The organism is Tessaracoccus caeni, assembly GCF_029211185.1.
GTDB classification, from domain to species: Bacteria; Actinomycetota; Actinomycetes; order Propionibacteriales; family Propionibacteriaceae; genus Arachnia; species Arachnia caeni.
On the sequence record NZ_JARGDO010000006.1, the window covers coordinates 113,428 to 132,860 of the forward strand.

Here is a 19,433-nt window from a genome sequence, read left to right on the forward strand (position 1 = left end):
AGAGACCGGTCCCTGCCCGGAGGCGAGGACCGGCCCGATCGTCGTTGTGAACAGCAGATCAGCGGACGAACTCGACGGTCTGGAGCTTGTTGGCGCCGTTGTTCGGGTTCTTCTTGATCACGGTGTACTTCTGCTGCTGGCGCACGCCATCCTTGACGACGGCGAAGGAGTATTCGCCGGGCAGCATCTGGACGCCCTCGGCGCCGATCGCACGCCAACTCCCGGCGTAGTAGGACGACGACACCTCGCTCGGGTCGACGACCTCCCCATCGGCGATCAGCGAGGTGGTCACGAGCGCGGCATGGAAGTAGACGGTTTTCGCGCTCTCGCCGACCACCACGGAGTTCAGCTGATCGCGCGTGCCGTTCCAGGTCACCGCGAAGCTGTAGGTGCCGGGCAGCATCTCGGCCTGGACGATACGTCCGTTGTTCACGTTCTTGCCGGTGATCGCACGCCATCCGTTCGCGTAGTAGGACGCCGAGCCCTCGCGCAGATCAAGCGCCCCGTTGGTGTGACCCTGCAGCATGACGTTGACCAGCGAGGTCTTGAAGTCGACCGTTTGGATCTTGTTCGCCCCGTTGTTCGCGTTCTTCGCGACAACGGTGAACGACTTCTGCTGGCGCGTGCCGTTGTAGACCGCGACGAAGCTGTAGGTGCCGGGCTGCAACTCGACGCCGGCCTCGGGGTCGAACGTGCGCCATCCGTTGGCATAGTACGAGGCGCCGGTCGCGTCGACGGACAGCGGCTTGCCCTTCGAGTCCCGTAGGTCGAGCTTCACGAGCGCGCTGCCGAAGTACACGGTCTGCGTCTCGCTCCCGACCGTCACCTGCTTCTGAGCCCGCGTGCCGTTGTACTCGACGGCGATGGAGTAGGTGCCGGGTGCCAGTTCCACTTGGGCCAGGTTCCGGTTGTTCGGGTTGGTGCCCGTCACCTGCTGCCAGCTGCCGTCCTTGTATACGGAGACGGTGCCCTCGCGCAGGTTGAGGTCGTCGTTGTCGTGGCCCTGCAACATGATGCGGACCTTGGTGGTCTCGGTGTCGGCGGAAGCCGTGGTCGGTGCGGCGACCAATCCGGTCAGTGCGAGCGCGGCCGACGCGACGGCGGCGATGATCTTGCGTTTCACGTGTCCCCCCAGGGTGTTGTGGTGATCCTCTTCGACCTTTGAAGAGGGATGGGTTCTCCTTTTGTTTCCCCCACCCCTACAAATAGTAATGGTTGGGTACTTCTTGGATTCGACCTACGTCCACTAAGCGTCCAAGGCAAGATCGAGCCCGGAAGCTGGTGCCCTCCCGATGACGTGTAACAAGGTGGGTCGAGAACCGTAACCAGGTGGAATCGGCTGGGAAACTGCGCGGTGACACAAGCCCCATAGCCTTCCGGTGCATGAAGATCATCATCATCGGTGCAGGCATCGGCGGCACGAGCGCAGGTATCGCGCTGCAGAAACTGGGACACGACGTCGTCATCTACGACCAGATGCAAGAGAACAAACCGGTCGGCGCGGCCCTGTCGCTGTGGTCCAACGGTGTCAAGGTGCTGAACTGGCTCGGGCTGTCCGACGAGGTCGCCGCCCTGGGTGGCTCCATGGACGACATGGCCTACGTCGACGGACTCACGGGCGAGACGATGTGCCAGTTCTCGCTGGCCCCCGTCACCGAGCAGACCGGCCAGAAGCCCTACCCGGTGGCGCGCGCCGACCTCCAGGCGCTGCTGATGGAGCGCTTCGGCCTGGACAAGGTGCGCCTCGGCATGCGGATGGAGGCGATCGAGGACGACGGCACGACGGTCACCGCCACCTTCGCGGACGGCTCCACCGACACCGCCGACATGCTGATCGGAGCCGACGGGGCACGCTCGATCACCCGCGAATACGTCACTCCTGACGGCGTCGCGGCGCCGGAGCGCGAGTACTCCGGCTACACCAACTTCAACGGCCTGATCCCCGTCGACGAGACCATCGGCCCCAAGAACCAGTGGACCAGCTATGTCGCCGACGGCAAGCGCGCCTGCGTGATGCCGGTGGCCGGCGACCGGTTCTACTTCTGGTTCGACGTGGTGCAGCCGTCGGGGCTGCCCTATGACCGTTCCGAGGGCAAGGCCCCGCTGGAGGCGGCCTTCGCCGGCTGGGCGCCCGGTGTGCAGGCCTTGATCGAGGCCATCGACGCGGAGAAGTCGCTGAACCGCGTCGAGATCTGGGACATCACGCCCTTCGACACCTGGGTGAAGGGCCGCGTCGCCATCCTCGGCGACGCCGCGCACAACACCTCGCCCGACATCGGCCAGGGTGCCTGTTCCGCGCTGGAGGACTCCTTCGCACTGGCCATCGCCGTCGCCACCAACACGATCAGCGTGGAAGACACCCTGCTGCGCTACCAGAAGATCCGTGCCGAACGTGCCGGCGACCTGGTGCTGCGAGCCCGCAAGCGCGGCGAGGAGACCCACGCCTACGACGAGGCCGCCACCGCCGCCTGGTACGACAGCCTGTGGGGAACCGATGGCACCGGCATCATCAAGGGCATCGTCGGCAACATCGAAGGCAGTCCCGTCAACCTCGGCGCCGGGGTGCTGTAAGAGCCGCCGTTTCCGCTCTCCGGAGCAGCGAAACGCAGTAGTTCCCTCAGCGCTGCCTGGAGATGTGGGGCGGCATCACAGAGGCCCACGACGTCGCACACCTGTCGACGTCGTGGGCCTTTGATGTCCCCACCCATACGCTCGTCGAGGTTCCCTCCATCACGCTCTTCGAGGTGCACCAACACCACGCTCTTCGAGGTGCGAGGCCGCCTGCGGCCGAGCCTCGAGGAGAGCCAGCGTGAGAATCGGCAGGAAGTCGGCGATGGTGGTCGGGCTGGGTGGTTGGCTGCGGATCGCTCTTTTCGAGGCTCGGCTTTGGGGCTCGTTCCTCGCCCAGCGCCTTCGCACCTCAAAGAGCGTCGTTAGTGCTTCGCGCTCGCCCTGATTGTCGAGGCTCGGCTTGGGGCTCGTTCCTCGCCCGAGCCTTCGCACCTCAAAGAGCGTCATCGGTGCTCCGCGCTCGTCCTGATTGTCGAGGCTCGGCTTTGGGGCTCGTTGCAGGTGCTGAGGAGCGAGGCACGAGCGTCTCGAAGTGCGCCCCTGAGCCTTCGCACCTCAAAGAGCGTGGGTGGTGGTGGCTACTCGGCGGCGAGGTGGAGGATGGCTTCGGTGAAGGCCTGGATGCCGACGGCGACATCGCCGACGGTGACCGCCTCGTCGGGGTGGTGGCTGATGCCGCCGGGGTTGCGCAGGAACAGCATGCCGACATCGGCGACCTCGGCCATGGCCATGCCGTCGTGGCCGGCCCGGCTGAAGATGGTGGCGGGATCATCCGCTCCGACCGGGAGCGTGCTGAGGATGCCCTCGCGCACCACGTCCTGCAGCAGCGGCGCGCAGAAGACGGCGGGGGCACTGTGGATCTCGCGGGCGCGCCAGCGCAGCCCGCGGCGGCCCATGATGGCGTCGAACTCGCGTGAGATGGCTCCCCACACGCGATCGCGGGTGCCGTCGAACTCGCCGCGCAGATCCAGGCTGAGCCGAGCCTCGCCGGGCACGACGTTCACCGCTCCCGGGTAGGTCTCCAGCTGGCCGACGGTACCGATGATGTGGTGCTCGGCCCGGCAGATGCGTTCCACCGCCAACGCAGCCTCGCTCGCGCCCAGCAGAGCGTCGCGACGCATGTCATAGGGGGTGCCGCCGGCGTGCCGGGCCTCGCCCTCGACGGTGATCTGGAAGCGTTTGGCGCTGGCGATCGAGGACACGACGGCCAGCGCCTCACCGCGCTCGTCGAGTTCGGGGCCTTGCTCGATGTGGGCCTCCAGATAGCCGATCAGCTGGCCGGGCCGATAGGCAGCCTCCCCGACGCGCCCAGGGTCCAGGCCGAAGTCGAGGTAGGCCTCGCGCAGCGTCACGCCGGTGGCATCGGTGAGGCCCCACCAGTCGTCGCGCCAGGCTCCGGCGGCGGCCGCCGAACCCAACAAGGCCTTGCCGAAGCGGGTGCCCTCCTCGTCGGAGAAGGCGATCACCTCCAGCGCGAACGGCAGGCTCGTGCGGGGCCGACCATCGCCCGGTGCGCGCAGCAGGCGCACCACCTCCAGCGCCATCAGCACGCCGGCGATGCCGTCGAAGCGGCCGGCGTCGAGCACGGTGTCCAAGTGGGAGCCGAGCAGCAGCGCGGGGGCTTCGGGGTCGCCGTCGGCGGGCGGAATCCGGCCCACCTGGTTGCCGGCGGCGTCCTGACGCGTGGTCATGCCGATCTCGCGCATCCACTCGGCGGCCAGCCGGTTGACGCGCGCATGCTCAGGGGACAGGTAGACGCGCTCGATGCCCTGACCGGGCGTCGCCGTGACGCGGGCCAGCTCGTCGCAGCGCGCCATCACCCGGCGGGCCGCGGCCAGGAACCTGTCGGGGCCGGGGGGTGTCGGGAGAAGCTGATGCCTACTGCGGCGCATGGCGGCTTAGCCTGGATCCATCGGTGGCCGCCGTGAGCTAAGCGGCACCAGACGGGTGGGCTGGCAAGACGTTATCGCGAAGGCATACCGGTGCGTCTGTTGAGCGGGAACGACGAAGCCAGGGTGCCCGGATGGGGTCGCGTAGTAGGTGGCAATCGGTGGATCCAGGCTTTGAGTCTCTCGCGCCCTGGTGTCCGCGTGGCTTGTCGGCAGCGCTCGCTGCCACCGGCCCGCAGAATCTCTCACGCGCACGCTCAGTCCTCCCGGAACACGTCGGCGGCCGCCTCGACGCCGCCCCCGGTCGGCACCGCGACGCCGTAGCGACGCAGCACCGCCTCGAGCGCGGCCAGCGTGGCCAGCACCGCGTCGCGGCGGGCGTTGTAACCCATGGTGCCGATCCGCCAGACGCGCCCGTGCAGCGGACCGAAGGAGGTGCCGATCTCGATGCCGAAGTCGTCCAGTAGGGCGGCACGGGCCGCGTCACCGGGGACGCCGTCGGGGATCTCGACGGCCACTACGTTGTTCATCTTGTGTGCCAGGTCGCCGAAGACACCGAGGCCGAGCGCTTGGACACCGGCCAGCATCGCGGCGCCGGCCGCGCGGTGGCGGGCGATGACGGCGTCGCGGCCCTCCAGGAGCAGCAGCCGCGCGCACTCGCGGGCCGCGTACAGCATGGAGGTGGCCTCGGTGTGGTGGTTCAGTCGGCGCGGACCCCAGTAGTCGAGGATCATGCCCAGATCGAAGTAGTTGGAGCGGATGAAGTGACTCGACGACGCGTCGCCGTCCTCCCTGATGCCCGCCTCCACGCGGCCGCGCGAGCGGATCACCTCGACGGCGCGCTCCGACAGCGTGATCGGGGATGAGCCCGATGGTCCGCCCAGGCATTTCTGCAGGCCGGCGGTGGCGGCGTCGAGTCTCCAGGCGTCGGCCTCGAACTCGTTGCCGCCCAGAGAGGCGGTGGCGTCGGTGTAGAACAGCACGCCGTGGCGCTCGCAGATCGCGCCGACCTCGTCGAGCGGCTGGTTCATGGTGGTGGACGTGTCGCCCTGCACCAGCGCCAGCACCGCCGGCTTCACCCGGACGATGGCCTCCTCGATGACGGAGACGGGGAACACCTGGCCCCAGTCGGTCTCGATGGTGTGCACCTCGGCCATGGCGCGTTCGGCGATCTCGGCCAGCAGGTGACCGAAACGGCCGAAGACGGGCACCAGGACGCGGTCGCCGGGGCGCAGAAGAGAGACCAAGGCAGCCTCGATGCCGGCGCGCGACGTGCCGTCGATCAGCAGCGTCGCCTCGTTGGTGGTGGACCAGACGCCGCGGTACAGCTCCTGGGTCTCGGCCATGGCGGTGGTCATGAACGGGTCGTACTGGCCGACGAGGGGAGCCGACATCGCGCGCAACACCCCGGGATAGGCCGAGATCGGCCCCGGCCCCATCAGCAGACGATGCGGCGGATCAATGGGTCCGGGAATGGTCATGTCCGGTTCCTTTCGTGATGTGACGCTCGTTGGGGCGCGAGCGAAGTGTTGGGTTGGCCGCAGTAGCTCCCTGCGCGGAGTTGCGACCTTTCGAGGCTCGGCCGCGGGCGGCCTCGCACCTCAAGGATCGCGGCGGGGGCGGCCTCGCACGATCCAAGGAGCGTTGTCATGTAAGGGCCTGCTCAAGGCGGCGGGCGGCCCGGACCAGGGCGATGTCGGTGCCTTCGGCCGACGTCAGGCAGACGCCGACGGGGGCGGGGCCGAGCTGTGAGTCCACCGTCAGCAGCGGTGCGGAGAGCGACGGGAGGCCACCGATCGCGGCGGGCGTCGTCATCCGGAGCGTGGCGGCGCGCACCGCGTTGACGTATTTGCCGGTGCGGGTGCGCATGGGCGCCGGGCCGGGCACGGTGGGCATCAGCAGCACGGCGTCGCGGACGTGGGTCAGCAGACCGGCCTTCAGGCGCGCCAGCTCGGCCCTGGCCGCCGACTCCTCCTCGGGTGTGATCGCTGCGGCGGCGAGGAAACGCTCGGCCACCGCAGGCCCCGTCGAACCGGGGTGCTCGCGCAGCCATTCGCCGTTGTTGCGCCAGGCCTCGGCGCCCTGCACGACGCGGAAGGGCTCGTAATAGCCCTCCAGGTCGCCGATGCTCACGGTGTCGATCTCCGGTGCGTCGGGCGAAGCCGCCAGCTGCTCCACCAGCGCCTCGAAGGCGGCTCGGGTGTCCGGCTCGGTCGACTCCACCGCCTCCCTCACCACCAGGAAGTGCCAGGGGAGATCGTCGCTGGAGGGGCCGTAGACGCTCTCCGTCGACTCGGAGCCCTCGTAGCCCAGGCACCAGTCGGCGACGCGCTGCAGGGTGGCCGAGTCGCGGGTGAGCCAGCCGATGGTGTCGAACGACTGCGCCAGCGGCAGCAGGCCCTGGCGCGGCACCAGGCCGTGCGTCGTACGCAGTCCCCACAATCCCTGATACGACGCCGGCACCCGGATCGAGCCCGCGGTGTCGGTGGCAAGGCCCACCTCGGCCTGACCCGTCGCGACGGCGGATGCCGGGCCGTTCGACGACCCACCCGGCAGCGCGCCGGGCAGGGCGCCGTTGGGCGGCGTGCCGTAGTGCGGGTTGTTGCCGGCGATGCTGTAGGCGAACTCGTCGGTGCGGGCGATGCCGCGCAGCGACGCGCCCCCGTTCAGCAGATCCGCGACGGCCGGGGCTGTTGTCTTCTCCGGCTTGGCCTCCGCCAGATAGGTGGGATTTCCGGCACCGATCCGGCGGCCCTTGATGGCGAACAGATCCTTGACCGCGACGGTGAGCCCACGCAGCGGCCCGTCGGCCTGCGCGTGCCAGAACGGGTCGCCGACGTTGCGCCAGACCGAGCGATCCAGCGACTGCGCGCGCGGCGTGACATGCGCGACGGTGATCAGCCAGCGACCGTCGATCCGCTGCCAGAGCTGGGTCTGCAACCCGGTGCCCCCCGACGCGTAGCGCGAGACGGAAACCAGCAGCGCCGCATCGTCTGACAAGGGGCGATACTCGATCCGCTCGATGCGGCGCATCGGCACCCCGCCCCGCACACCACGGAAGGCCGAGATGGCGTCGTGGCCCACCAGCAGCCCCGATCCGTCGCCGCGCATCGTGGTGGGCGCGTCGGCGAAGTAGTCGTCGAGCACGTCGAGGTCGTCATCGAGGATCGCCTGCTCGTAGTGCCAGAAGGCGCTCAGCAGATCATCGGGTACCTCCGAGGATCCCCACACGTCGCGTCGGGGCTGGGTTGAATCAGTCACGGTTCACCGCCTTGAAGTCGGACTCGCGGATGCGGGCGTGCACGCCGCAGACGACGTCGACCACCTGGGAGATGTCGAAGTCGGTGGCGGCACTCAGATAGGCGTAGGCCAGGTGCTCCTCGAGCCCCCAGCGGGCCTGAATCAGCGAGAGGGCCGCGCGCACGCAGGCGCGCATCGCCTTGTTCAGGTCGGGGTCGAGGCCGGTGGGCACCAGGTACCCGTCGGCGCGCACCAGCGGACCGGTGATCTCCCCGAACTCCGCCAGCGCCTCGTCCCGAGGAACGACGTCGAAGCGCAGCGTGGCGCGCAGCGACGCCTCCAACGCGGTGAGCGCCACCTCGCCGTCGCCCTGGGCGAAGTGCGGGTCGCCGACGTAGGCCAGCGCGCCCGGCACCTGCACCGGAAGGTAGAGCACGGTGCCTTCAACCAGCAGATTGATGTCGATGTTGCCGCCGTGCGCGCCCGGCGGCACCGAATGCGGGCGCTCGTCGGAGTCGACGGCCACCCCCATCGTGCCGAGGAACGGGGCCAGCGGGAACTCCACGACGCGCTCGCCGCCGTCGACGACCGGAAGCGTGCCGAACAGGCCGCCCTCTCGCTCGGCTACGGGGCAGAACACGCTCACGGTCGCACCCCCGCGCGGGAGTTCGCCGGGCAGTGCCCCCCGCCCGTGTCGGTTGGAGATCACCCCGTACGGCACCCGCGGCAGCAGGCTCTCGACGGTGACCTTCAGAAGATCGCCCGGCCGCGCGCCGTCGACGAAGATCGGCCCGGTCACCACATGGGGACCGTCGACGGCGGGATCGTGGGAGACGGTGGCCGCGATCTCGACGGCGTCGCCGAGCACCGCGTCGGCCGGCACCCCGTGGCCGGTGAAGTAGGCCAGCGGATCGCGTCCCTGGTCCTCCAGCAGACCCTCGTGGCTGACGGTGTCGACGGTCACCGATGTGCCCGGGGCGATCGTGAGCACCGGGGCGTCCGCGCGGCAGGGCAGTCGTCCCCACAACACGTTCTGCGGCGAGGCGGGCAGGTAGACGTCGCTCGCGAGCGGTCCCTCCGCGCGCTGAAGGATGGTGTTGCTCATGCGCGCACCGTAGCCCGCGAGCGGATGAGTTGTCCGCTCGGCGGCCTTCTCAGATGCGGTGCCTCGCCCGCACCGCCGGCAGACGCGTCGAAGACCACCTCGCCGCGCAGCCAGGTCTTGTGCACCCGGCCGGCGAAGGCGCGCCCGTCGTAGGCGCTGATCGGGTTTCGGTGGTGCAGCTCGTGAGCGTCGACCACCATCGGATCCTCGGGCACGAACAGCGTGAGGTGGGCCGGGCTGCCCACCGCGATGGTGCCCACGCCGTCGAGCCCGGCGATGTGGGCGGGTCCGGTGGTGAACAGCGGCAGGACGGCGGCCAGCGGCAGGCCGCGACGACGGGCCTCGGTCCACACCGCGGACAGCCCGAGTTGCAGCCCCGAGATGCCGCCCCAGGCCAGCCCGAAGTCGCCGTCGCCGGCTCGCTTCATGTCGACGGTGCTGGGGGAGTGGTCGCTGACGATGGCGTCGATCGTGCCGTTCAGCACGCCGTCCCACAGCAGGTCGCGGTTCCTGGCCTCGCGGATCGGCGGGCAGCACTTGAACTCGCTGGCGCCGTCGGGGATCTCCTCGGAGACGATGGTCAGGTAGTGGGGGCAGGTCTCCACCGTCAACGGCAGGCCGGCCGCCTTCGCGGCGCGGATCGCCGGCAGCGCGCGGGCGTCGCTCAGATGGAGGATGTGGGTGCGGCAGCCGGTGCGACGCACACCGTCGATGACGGCGTCGATCGCGGCTCGCTCGCTGGCGGGAGGACGGGAGCGCAGGAAGCCGTCGTAGCCCACCCCCAGCGGGCCGGCGTCGCCGAGCAGATGAGGATCCTCCGCGTGCACGATCAGGCGGGAGTCCAGGGCCGCGACCTCCTCCATCGCGCTCAGCAGCTGGCCGTGATCGAGGTGCGGGAACTCCTCGACGCCCGACGGCGACAGGAAGCACTTGAAGCCGAATACCCCGGCCTCGTGCAGGGGCGCCAGCGCGCCGAGACTGGAGGGGATCGCGCCGCCCCAGAAGCCGATGTCGACGAAGGCCGAGGGTTCGGCGGCCTCGCGCTTGATGCACAGCGCCTCGGCCGTGGTGGTCGGCGGGATGGAGTTGAGCGGCATGTCGACGATGGTGGTGACGCCACCGGCCGCTGCGGCGAGGGTGGCGGAGTGGAACCCCTCCCACTCCGTGCGGCCCGGCTCGTTGACGTGCACGTGGGAGTCGACCAGGCCTGGAAGCAGCACCGCACCGTCGGGGATCCGAATGGCCCCGCCGGTGAGTTCATCGGGCGTGCGGCAGCTGTCGTGGTCGCACGGGAGCACCGTGATGCCGGTGACCAGCGACCCCGCGACGTCGACGCGCGCGGGCTGGAACCTGCCGTCGAGCCATACCTTCGACGCGACGAGCGCGAACCCCGGTTCCGTCATCTCACACCTCCTTGAGTCCCCCGTCGAAAATGATTCCTCGACGCTAACCGGCCTCTATTTCGAGAATGTTTCGATGGCTTTTCCATCGTCTTCCTGAATTCGCGATAATTGTTTCAAGAGGGTTTCGGCTGCTGACGCGAAAGCCCGCAACGCGATTTGGGCACTACCATCGGCGTCATGTCCCTCGATGAGTTCAATCGCGCCGATCATGAGCGCGCCGTGGCCGAGGCCCTGGTCTGGGCCGCGGTGCCCGACTGGGCTGAGGCCGTCGCCTCCGGTCGCCCCTACGCCTCCGTCGACGACGCCGCGCGTCATGCCGAGCAGGCCTCTGCCGGGTGGGGTCTCGACGACCTCGACGCCGCCCTCGCGCACCACCCCAGGATCGGCCAGCGCCCCACCGGAACGGGGGCAGAGGCCGCCGCGTCGCGTCGGGAGCAGGCCGCGATGGGAGGCGCATCGACGGAGACCGCCGAGGCCATGGCGCGGGCCAACGCCGCATACGAGGAGCGCTTCGGCCGGGTCTTCCTGATCCGGGCAGCCGGGCGCTCGCCCGAGGAGATGCTGGCGGAGGCACGTCGTCGACTGGCCAACGACAAGGACTCCGAGGTGATCGAAGCGTTGGCGCAGCTGCGCCAGATCGCGATCCTGAGGCTCCGCCAGAGCCTCGACACACCCCTGCCGGAGCAGCAATGACAGCGCGAACGAGAGGAACCATCGTGCCCAGCCATCTCACCACCCACATCCTGGATGCCACCTCCGGCACCCCCGCCACCGGCGTCTCGGTGACGCTGACAGACGCCGCCGGGGCCGAGGTGGCCCGTGGACTCACCGACGACGACGGCCGGCTCGGGCTGGGCCCGGACGTGCTTGCACCCGGCGACTATGCGCTCACCTTCGCCACCGGCCCTTACTTCTCCACGAGGGGCGTCGAGGCCTTCTATCCGACGGTGACCGTCGCCTTCACCGTCGCCGACCGGCCGCACTACCACGTGCCCCTGATGCTGAGTCCGTTTGCCTATACGACATATCGTGGTAGTTGATTTTCCCGATTTTCGGCCATTTCTCGGGTTTTGAAACAAAGCCTTAACAGGCTGGCAACCCCGTGTCGATTTCCAACGAATAGCTTACCGATCAAGCGAAAGCGCAGAGTATCTCAGGATCTCTAGATGATCGATTGGAGATCGACCATGTCCCAGACCATCACCCCCGCCGAGGCGCGCCCTCTCGGCACCTCGACTCGCCCAGAAGACGAACGCATCGGGCTCGGCCGCACGTTCGGCTACGGCGTCCAGCACATCCTCGCGATGTTCGGTGGCGTCATCGCAGTGCCGCTCATCGTGGGCGGTGCCGCGGGGCTCGAGCCGTCCGTGACCGCGCTGCTCGTCGCCTGCGGCCTGTTCGTCAGCGGCGCCGCGACCCTGCTGCAGACCCTCGGCGTCCCGTTCTTCGGTGCGCAGCTGCCGCTGGTGCAGGGCACCTCCTTCGCGGCGGTTTCCACGATGCTCGCCATCATCGGCGACCGCGGCGAGGAGGGCCTCCGGCACGTGTTCGGCGCGATCATCGTCGCCGCCATCTTCGGCCTGGTCGTCACGCCCTTCTTCGCGCGGGTGGTGAAGTTCTTCCCCGCCGTGGTGACCGGCTCGATCATCACCATCATCGGGTTGTCCCTGATGCCGGTGGCCGCGCGCTGGATCACCGGCAACGCCACGATCGTGGTCGAAGGTGAGACCGTCGCCAACCCTGACTTCGCCTCGTTCGGGAGCATCGGGCTCGCCATGTTCACCTTCGCGGTGGTGATCGTGCTCAGCAAGATCGAGGTGCTCTCGCGGCTCGCGGTCCTCCTCGGTCTGGCGATCGGCACGGTGTTCGCGCTGATCATCGGCATGGCCGACGCCTCTGTCGTGACCCAGGCGCAGCTGTTCGCCTTCCCGCAGCCCTTCGCGTTCGGCATGCCGCTGTTCTCCGTCGGTGCCAGCATCTCGATGATCATCGTGATCCTCGTCATCATGGTGGAGACCACCGCCGACCTGCTCGCCGTCGGTGAGGTCATCGGCACCAAGGTCGACGCCAAGCGCGTCGGCGACGGGCTGCGCGCCGACATGATCTCGACGCTCGTCGCGCCGGCCTTCAACGCCTTCCCCGCTTCGGCCTTCGCGCAGAACGTGGGCCTGGTGGCCCTCACCGGCATCAAGAGCCGCTTCGCGGTGGCCGCCGGCGGCGCGATCCTGGTGGTGCTCGGCCTGTCTCCGATGGCGGCCGCGGTGTTCAGCCTCATCCCCACCCCCGTGCTCGGCGGCGCCGGCGTGGTGCTGTTCGGAACCGTGGCGGCCAGCGGCGTGCGCACCCTGGCCAAGGTGGACTACAAGGGCAACAACAACCTGGTGATCGTGGCCGCGTCGCTGGCCTTCGGTCTGATCCCCGTCGTCTCGCCCGACTTCTGGCACGCCTTCCCCGACTGGTTCGTCACCATCTTCCACTCGGGCATCAGCGCGGCCGCCGTCGTCGCGGTGCTGCTGAACCTGTTCTTCAACGTGCTGCTTCCGGGTAAGCCCGAGGATCCCAACACCTTCGCCGCCGGCCCGGCTGTGCGCGTTCAGGAGAACGAGGCCAAGGTGCTCAGCGCCGGTGGCACGCTGGATCCCGACTCCTACGAGCCCGACGATCGCGTCGAGGGCACTCGTGCCAAGAAGGTCGACACGGTGAAGTAGGCCGTACGCCGCAGCAACCCCATCGATCGGGAGAGGTCAGGACGCAGCCACCAGCGTCCTGGCCTTCTCCCATGACAAGAGGTCTCGCAGATAGTGGCACCTCTCACGAATCAGAAAGCGACACATGAATCAGGACATGCGACCGGCCGTCGGCTGGCTTCTTCTCGTCGGTGCGGCCGCCGGACTGCTCTCGGGCATGTTCGGCATCGGCGGCGGCACGATCATCGTGCCGGCGCTCGCCCTCTGGCTGGGCATGCCGCAGAAGCTGGCGGTGGGCACCTCCGTCGCCGCGATCCTGCCGACGGCGGTGGTCGGGGCCGCCAGCTACGCCTGGGCGGGCAACGTCGACTGGATCGCGGCTGCCTGCCTGGCGCTGGGCATCGTCGTCGGGGCGCAGTTCGGCAGCCTCCTGCTCGCCAAACTGCCCACCAGCACCATTCAGTGGTCGTTCATGGTGTTCCTCGCGATCGTGATCGTGAGCCTGTGGTTCGTCGTGCCCGCGCGCGACCAGCAGATCGACGTCACCCTGCTGAGCGGCGCGCTGCTGGTGGTGTTAGGCCTTGTCACTGGCGTTCTCGGAGGCATCCTCGGTGTCGGCGGCGGCATCATCGTGGTGCCGATGCTGATGTTCTTCTTCGGCGCCAACGACCTTCAGGCGAAGGGCACGTCACTGCTCATGATGATCCCCGGATCGATCTCGGGCACGCTCGGCAACGTGAGGCGCAAGAACGTCGACCTGAGGGCGGCGGTCGCCGTGGGTCTGTCTGCGTGCGTCCTCGCCCCGGTGGGAACCGCCATCGCCGGTTGGGTGGATCCGCTCGTCGGCAACATCGCCTTCTCCCTCTACTTGGCCTTCATCCTCGGCCAGATGCTGACCCGGAAGTTGAAGGAGAAGCGCTCCGACGCCTCTTGACCCCCCACCCACGCTCTTCGAGGTGCGAGGCCGTCTGCGGCCGAGCCTCGAGGAGAGCCGGCTGGCGGCCGAAGAACAGTCCCAGCCAAGGGTCGCGCTGGCTCTTTTCGAGGCTCAGGCTTGGGGCTTGTTCCTCGCCCTGAGCCTTCGCACCTCAAAGAGCGTGAACGAGGTGCTTCGCGCCCTCTGGATTTTCGAGGCTCGTTCCTCGCACCTCAAAGAGCGTGATGACGGGCAGGGGCGACGGTGAGGGCGGCGATTCCCGTCGTGATCGGTACCGAGAGGACCAAGCCGATGGCCGAGGCCAGGGTGCGCACCAACTCGCCTGCGAACAGTTCTCGGCCGAACAGTGAGACCACGTCGCTTTGGATGAAGTAGATCAGCAGCAGCACCGTCAGCGCGCTGCCGGCGTAGGCGAACACGATGGTGTAGATGGTGGATGCGATGTGGTCGCGCCCGATCCGCATGCCGGCGGCGAAGATCTGGCGGCGCGTGTAGTGGGGGGCGGCGGCTCGCAGCTCCCACACGGCGGACGACTGGGTGATCGTCACGTCGTTCAGCACGCCGAGGCCGCCGATGATGATGCCGACCATCAGCAGTTCCTGGAAGTCGATGCCACCGGCGAGCTGGGCGAGGTCGAACTCGTTCTCGTCGGCGAATCCCGACAGCCGGGCCAGCTTCACGGCCGCCATGCCGAGCCCCGTCGTGACCGCCAGGCCGAGCAGCGTGCCGGCCAGCGCCGTCGACGTCCTGATGGAGATGCCATGCGCCACGTAGAGCACCACGAACATGATGGCCGTCGACCCGGCCAGCGCCACCGCCATGCCCGGTCGTCCGACGATGATCGCCGGCAGGATGAACCCGACCAGCACCCAGCCCGCGACGATGAGGCCGACGATCGCGAACAGACCTTTCCATCGTGCGACTGCGAAGACCGCGACGAGGAACAACGCCCCCAGCGCGATCAGAACCGGCAGCCGGTTGGTGCCCGCGTAGGAATAGATGGTGCCGTCGTCGGTGGGGATGGCCATCACTTGGACGGAGTCGCCGGAACGCAGTCCCGCCTGCGTGGTGGCTCCGGTCAGATCGATTGTGACGCGCTCACCGGAGTCCAGCTCGATGGTGGCCTTCTCGCAGCCCAGCGCCTCGGCCTGCTCCCCGCAGGGGCCATCGAGGGAGACGATGGTGGCGTCGACGCGGGTCACGCCCGGCGCCTCTGCCATCACGAACGTGGTGGCCTCCATCTCTGCGGCGCTCGGCCACAGCCAGATCAGTCCCGCCACGGCCAGCGCCCCGACCACGGCCAAGAACGCGATCAGTGCGTTGCGAGCCTGGGTGCCCACCTCGACGGCGTCGAGGTCGTCATGGTTTCCATGCGAGTGTCCCATGCGCCCGAGACTACTGGCCGTCGCGTCATCCCGACCCGCGTGCACAGATCTGCGTATAGGCCGAGGCCTCGCGTATATGGCGGGGCCTCGGCCTATACGCAGATCTGTGCACGGAAGGGGCGTTTCAAAGAGGTGAAAGAGCCAGGCATTAGGCTCTGGGCATGGGTGATCGAGGGCGACGCGCGGCGGTAGCGGTGGTGCTCGGGGCCCTCGCCGTCCTCGTGGTGGCCGCGATGGGGGCCAGCAGTTCGTGGGGACAGGTGTTCCGCGAGCTGCCGTCCAAGCCGCAGCGGGTGTCCGTGACGCCGCAGCCGGAAGCGCCTTCCGCTTCTCCGTCGCCTTCACCCGGTCCGCTGGACGAACTCGCCGACATCGAGCCGTTCCAGATCCCGGGGTGGCTGATCGATCTGGTGGTGGCGCTCGCCGTCGTGGCGGCGGTGGCGCTCCTGGCGTGGTTCGTCGTCGTGGTGTATCGGGCCTTCCGGGAGCCGGGCCTCCGTCAGGCGGCGGTAGGCGCGGGGACCGGCGTCGAAGTCTCGGTGATCGAGGAGCAGGTCTCGCAGTCGCTGGAGGAGACGCTCGCGCGATTGCGGTCGGGGGTCGCCGTTGACGACGCCGTCGTGGCGTGCTGGCGCCGGCTGGAGTCGATCGCCGCCGACAGTGGGATCGTGCGCGAGGCCACCCAGACAAGCGAGGAGTTCACGCTGGAGATCCTGGATCGCGCAGCGGTCGACGGTGCGGACCTCGCCGATCTCGCGGCGCTCTACCGCCAAGCGATGTTCTCCGTGCACGTGCTGACCGACGCGGATCGTGAGCGCGCCATCCGGTGCCTGGAGAACCTCACCGCGCAGTTGGAGCGACGCCATGTCGGGTAGTGGGCGCAGGTCGTGGCGCGGCCTCGTCGTTCGTCTCACCGGTGGCGTTCTTGCGGCCGTCCTGGTGGTGATCATCTGCCGGTTGGTGCGAGTCGAAGTCGACCCGATCCCCGCCGTCATCATGGGGCTTCTCGTCGGTTCGTATCTCTGGCTGGCGGGATGGTTCGAGCGCCCGGACGCCGGGCCCTCGTGGCGGCAGCCTCAACCCCTCATGGAGCGCTCGCGGCTGTCGGCCGACGTGCGCACCAACCGGATCGCGACCATGCTCGTGCATTCGCGGCCCGGGGAGGACTTCGAGTCCAGCGCGTTGACCAGGAAGCTCGCCGAGCTGGCGGCGTCGCGCCTGGTTCGGCACCACCATGTGCCGGCCGATGACCCGCTGGCACACGCCGACGGCCGGCTCAGCGCGCCGCTTCTCGCGCACCTTCGCTCCGAACGCCCGCCCGCCCTGAAGCGCGCCACGCTGCGCGCCTACCTCAAGGAGATCGACGACCTGTGACGAACACCCCAGCTCTCGCCGTCCCCCTTCCGATCGCCGAGGCCAGCGACCTCGCCCGCCGCGTCCTCGACGCCGTCGACACCGCTCTCGTGGGCAAGCGCCAGCAGATGGCTCTGGTGTTGGCCGGGGTGCTCGCCGGCGGGCACGTGCTGCTCGAGGATCTGCCGGGCCTGGGCAAGACGTTGGCCGCCCGCTCCCTGGCCCAGGCGCTGGGCCTGGAGTTCACGCGCGCCCAATTCACCCCCGACCTGCTGCCCGCCGACCTCACCGGCTCGTATCTATACGACCAGAACGCCGGCGAGTTCGCCTTCCGGGAGGGGCCTGTCTTCACCGGGCTGCTGCTGGCCGACGAGATCAACCGCACCCCGCCCAAGACGCAGTCGGCGCTGCTGGAGGCGATGCAGGAGCACCAGGTCACCGTCGAGGGCCGCACCTTCCCGCTGCCTCGACCATTCCACGTGCTGGCGACCGCCAACCCGATCGAGCACGAGGGCACCTATCCGCTGCCGGAGGCCCAGCTCGACCGCTTCCTGCTGCGGCTCAGCTTCGGCTACCCCGCCGTCGACGAGGAATGGGACGTGCTGTCTCGCCGGATCGGCCGCCGGCGGGAGGAGCAGAGCGTCGCGCCGGTGCTCGACGCGGAGGGCCTGCGGCGCGTGCAGGCTGCGGTGGAGGAGGTGCACGTCGACGAGTCGGTAGGCCGCTACGCGATCGAGCTGGTGCGCGCCACTCGTGAGCACCAGGACACCCTGGTGGGCGCGTCGCCGCGCGGATCGCTGGCGCTGCTGCTGTGCGCGCGGGCCATCGCGCTGATCGAGGGCCGCGACTTCGTCGTGCCCGAGGACGTCAAGCGGCTGGCGGTTCCCGCCTTGGCGCACCGCCTGGTCATCCGCCCGGAGCTGTGGCTGAACGACGTCAAGCCCGAGTCCATCGTGAGTTCCGTGCTCAGCACCGTTCCCGTGCCGGATGCACCCGACGGAGCCCTGCCCTGATGCCCTTCCGATACACGCACGCGCTGCTCCGCTCGGTCCTGCTGGCGACCGCGCTCGGGGTCGCTGCCGTCGTGATGGGGCGTCCAGACGCGTTGGTGCTGGCCGTTCCGTTCGTCGTGCACGTCGCATGGGCGCTGCTCGGACGCCCGACCGCGGCGCCCGAGGTGGTCACTCGGCCGCAGGCGGTGTCCGTGGCCGAGGGTACCGCGGTGGATCTCGCCGTCGGCCTCGCGGGCGCTCCGGCCGGCGCCGTCGCCGCGGTCCAGTGGCGGCAGCTGCCGTCGTCCGCGTTCACCCCGGAGACCGGAACGGTCCTCGACCGCGCCGACCGGGAGGTGGTGACCGTGTTCGAGCCCTCGCGGTGGGGCCGCTACACCTTGTCCCCCGGGTTGGTCGTCTGCACCGACGCGAGCCTCGGCTGGCGCTATGCGGCGAAGACCGACCGGGTCGCGATCACGGTGCGCCCCACGTCGCTGGCGCTCGAGGGAGGCAGCGGCGTCGCTCAGCCCATCGGCCTCGCGGGAGCCCACCGCTCCCGCCACCGGGGCGACGGCAGCGACCTCGCGGACGTCCGCGAGTTCCGGCCCGGCGATCGGCTGCGCCGGATCAACTGGCGGGTGAGCTCGCGACTCGGCGCGCTCCACGTCAACTCGACGCTGACCGAGCGCGACACCGACGTCCTGATCGTCGCCGACACCCTTCACGACATCCTGGACGCCGACGATGCCGCCGCCACCAGCCTGGACGCCACGGTACGGGCCATCGCCGCGATCACCAGCCACTACACCGGGTTCGGCGACCGAGTTGCCGTGCACGATCTGGGCCTGCGCATCGGCATGATCCGACCCGGCTCCGGCCCGCGCCAGGCGCGCGTGGTGCTCGGCGTGCTGGCCCAGGCGCGACGGACGATGGAGGACTGGGACCGGATCCGTCGCGTGCGTCGTATTGCGAGCGGCACACTGGTGTTCTTCTGCTCGCCGCTGCTGGAGCCCGAGGTGCAGGACGAGCTGGTGAGGCTGCGTCGGTTGGGTGCCGAGGTGATCGCCGTCGACACCCTGCCCGAGGGCGTCGGCCGGTTCGATCACATCGGGGCCTTCCCCAAGGACTTCTACTTCGGCGAGGCCTGGATGCTTCGGCGGATGGAGCGCGACGACGTGCTGGACCGTCTGCGCGCCCACGGCATCCCGGTCGTTGCCTGGCGTGGCACGGGCAGTCTGGCCAGCGTGCTGCTCGCGATGGAGGCGGCACGGTCGGCGCCCCGAAGGAGGCTGGCGTGATAGGCCCGACCGAAGCGATCACCGATGTCGTCTACGCCCTGCGTCTGGTGAGGCCGGGGCAGTGGTTGCTGCGTCTTCTGTGCGGCGCGACCCTGGCGGCCGCGGCGGTGCTGTGCGCGACCTGGTTCCCGATCGTGTCCCAGGAACTGCTGCTAGCGATCATCGCCGTGGCTGGGGTGTGGTCGCTGGCGCGCCCGGAGTCGTGGGCGTCGCTCGTCGCGATCGCGGTGGTGGCGCTGTGGTGGCTGGGAACGGCCGGCGACGCGCAGTGGTGGCAGAGCGCCGCGCTCGCCGGGTTGCTGGCCGCGTTCCATCTCACCGTCGCGCAATGCGCCGCGGCGCCGTCGTACACGGCGATCGGCGGCGGGGCTGCGCTGTCCTGGCTGGTGCGAGGACTGGGTTACCTCGTCGTCTGCGCCGGCATGATCCTGCTCGTCGTGGGCGTCGCCTCGTTGTCCGAGGGAGTCGCGCCCCGCGGCCTCTGGTGGGTGGCGGCGGCGCTGGCGGCCGTGGTGACGTCGACGGTGCTCGCGGTGCTGCGGGTAAAAGGGAAGCCAGGGCGGCAGGAGTAGG

General features: G+C 69.2%; 17 protein-coding genes. 10 read left to right on the forward strand and 7 right to left on the reverse strand.

The window, feature by feature from the left end; all coding sequences use genetic code 11:
* Positions 1-58 precede the first annotated feature (58 nt).
* Complete coding sequence (locus tag P0D62_RS07270; protein ID WP_275701964.1) at positions 59-1,123, reverse strand: hypothetical protein; 1,065 nt, start codon at positions 1,121-1,123, stop codon at positions 59-61.
* A gap of 260 nt (positions 1,124-1,383) precedes the next feature.
* Between P0D62_RS07270 and hpxO the strand changes: the two genes are divergently transcribed.
* Complete coding sequence (gene hpxO, locus P0D62_RS07275; protein ID WP_275701965.1) at positions 1,384-2,571, forward strand: FAD-dependent urate hydroxylase HpxO; 1,188 nt, start codon at positions 1,384-1,386, stop codon at positions 2,569-2,571.
* A 578-nt stretch (positions 2,572-3,149) separates the two neighbouring features.
* Here hpxO and P0D62_RS07280 read toward each other — a convergent pair.
* The 5 genes from P0D62_RS07280 to allB form a co-directional block, all read right to left on the reverse strand.
* Positions 3,150-4,463 (reverse strand): allantoate amidohydrolase, encoded by a 1,314-nt coding sequence (locus tag P0D62_RS07280; RefSeq protein ID WP_275701966.1) that lies wholly within the window; start codon positions 4,461-4,463, stop codon positions 3,150-3,152.
* Positions 4,464-4,717: 254 nt separating this feature from the next.
* Entirely contained in the window at positions 4,718-5,941 is a 1,224-nt protein-coding gene (locus tag P0D62_RS07285; protein WP_275701967.1) for a pyridoxal-phosphate-dependent aminotransferase family protein, read from the reverse strand.
* A gap of 166 nt (positions 5,942-6,107) precedes the next feature.
* A complete protein-coding gene (locus tag P0D62_RS07290; protein WP_275701968.1) occupies positions 6,108-7,721 on the reverse strand; it encodes an AtzH-like domain-containing protein in 1,614 nt (537 codons plus the stop codon).
* The gene (locus tag P0D62_RS07295; protein ID WP_275701969.1) at positions 7,714-8,805 is read right to left on the reverse strand and encodes an acetamidase/formamidase family protein; all 1,092 of its coding nucleotides are present in this window, start codon (positions 8,803-8,805) and stop codon (positions 7,714-7,716) included. The genes P0D62_RS07290 and P0D62_RS07295 overlap by 8 nt, the downstream gene beginning before the upstream one ends.
* Positions 8,802-10,208 (reverse strand): allantoinase AllB, encoded by a 1,407-nt coding sequence (allB, locus tag P0D62_RS07300; RefSeq protein ID WP_275701970.1) that lies wholly within the window; start codon positions 10,206-10,208, stop codon positions 8,802-8,804. Before allB ends, P0D62_RS07295 begins: the two co-directional genes overlap by 4 nt.
* Positions 10,209-10,385: 177 nt before the next feature.
* On the opposite strand from allB, the gene uraD reads away from it, so the two are divergent.
* The 4 genes from uraD to P0D62_RS07320 all read left to right on the forward strand — a co-directional run bounded on the left by uraD (position 10,386) and on the right by P0D62_RS07320 (position 13,829).
* Complete coding sequence (gene uraD, locus P0D62_RS07305; protein WP_275701971.1) at positions 10,386-10,901, forward strand: 2-oxo-4-hydroxy-4-carboxy-5-ureidoimidazoline decarboxylase; 516 nt, start codon at positions 10,386-10,388, stop codon at positions 10,899-10,901.
* 23 nt (positions 10,902-10,924) lie between these two features.
* On the forward strand, positions 10,925-11,248 hold the full coding sequence (uraH, locus tag P0D62_RS07310; protein WP_275701972.1) for a hydroxyisourate hydrolase: 324 nt from the start codon (positions 10,925-10,927) through the stop codon (positions 11,246-11,248).
* 126 nt (positions 11,249-11,374) lie between these two features.
* A complete protein-coding gene (locus tag P0D62_RS07315) occupies positions 11,375-12,916 on the forward strand; it encodes a nucleobase:cation symporter-2 family protein (protein ID WP_275701973.1) in 1,542 nt (513 codons plus the stop codon).
* Positions 12,917-13,040: 124 nt separating this feature from the next.
* The gene (locus P0D62_RS07320; RefSeq protein ID WP_275701974.1) at positions 13,041-13,829 is read left to right on the forward strand and encodes a sulfite exporter TauE/SafE family protein; all 789 of its coding nucleotides are present in this window, start codon (positions 13,041-13,043) and stop codon (positions 13,827-13,829) included.
* 215 nt (positions 13,830-14,044) lie between these two features.
* Here P0D62_RS07320 and P0D62_RS07325 read toward each other — a convergent pair whose 3' ends face one another.
* On the reverse strand, positions 14,045-15,217 hold the full coding sequence (locus P0D62_RS07325) for a YibE/F family protein (RefSeq protein ID WP_275701975.1): 1,173 nt from the start codon (positions 15,215-15,217) through the stop codon (positions 14,045-14,047).
* Between the two features lie 161 nt (positions 15,218-15,378).
* Between P0D62_RS07325 and P0D62_RS07330 the strand changes: the two genes are divergently transcribed.
* From P0D62_RS07330 to P0D62_RS07350, 5 genes are read left to right on the forward strand one after another with little or no spacing between them, the layout of a single operon-like run.
* Positions 15,379-16,092: a DUF4129 domain-containing protein gene (locus tag P0D62_RS07330; protein WP_275701976.1), complete on the forward strand. Its 714-nt coding sequence runs from the start codon at positions 15,379-15,381 to the stop codon at positions 16,090-16,092.
* Entirely contained in the window at positions 16,082-16,591 is a 510-nt protein-coding gene (locus P0D62_RS07335) for a hypothetical protein (protein ID WP_275701977.1), read from the forward strand. The genes P0D62_RS07330 and P0D62_RS07335 overlap by 11 nt, the downstream gene beginning before the upstream one ends.
* A complete protein-coding gene (locus tag P0D62_RS07340; protein WP_275701978.1) occupies positions 16,588-17,583 on the forward strand; it encodes an AAA family ATPase in 996 nt (331 codons plus the stop codon). Before P0D62_RS07335 ends, P0D62_RS07340 begins: the two co-directional genes overlap by 4 nt.
* Positions 17,583-18,860, forward strand: coding sequence for a DUF58 domain-containing protein (locus P0D62_RS07345; protein ID WP_275701979.1), 1,278 nt, complete (start codon positions 17,583-17,585; stop codon positions 18,858-18,860). The genes P0D62_RS07340 and P0D62_RS07345 overlap by 1 nt, the downstream gene beginning before the upstream one ends.
* Complete coding sequence (locus P0D62_RS07350; RefSeq protein ID WP_275701980.1) at positions 18,857-19,432, forward strand: hypothetical protein; 576 nt, start codon at positions 18,857-18,859, stop codon at positions 19,430-19,432. Before P0D62_RS07345 ends, P0D62_RS07350 begins: the two co-directional genes overlap by 4 nt.
* Position 19,433 lies beyond the last annotated feature (1 nt).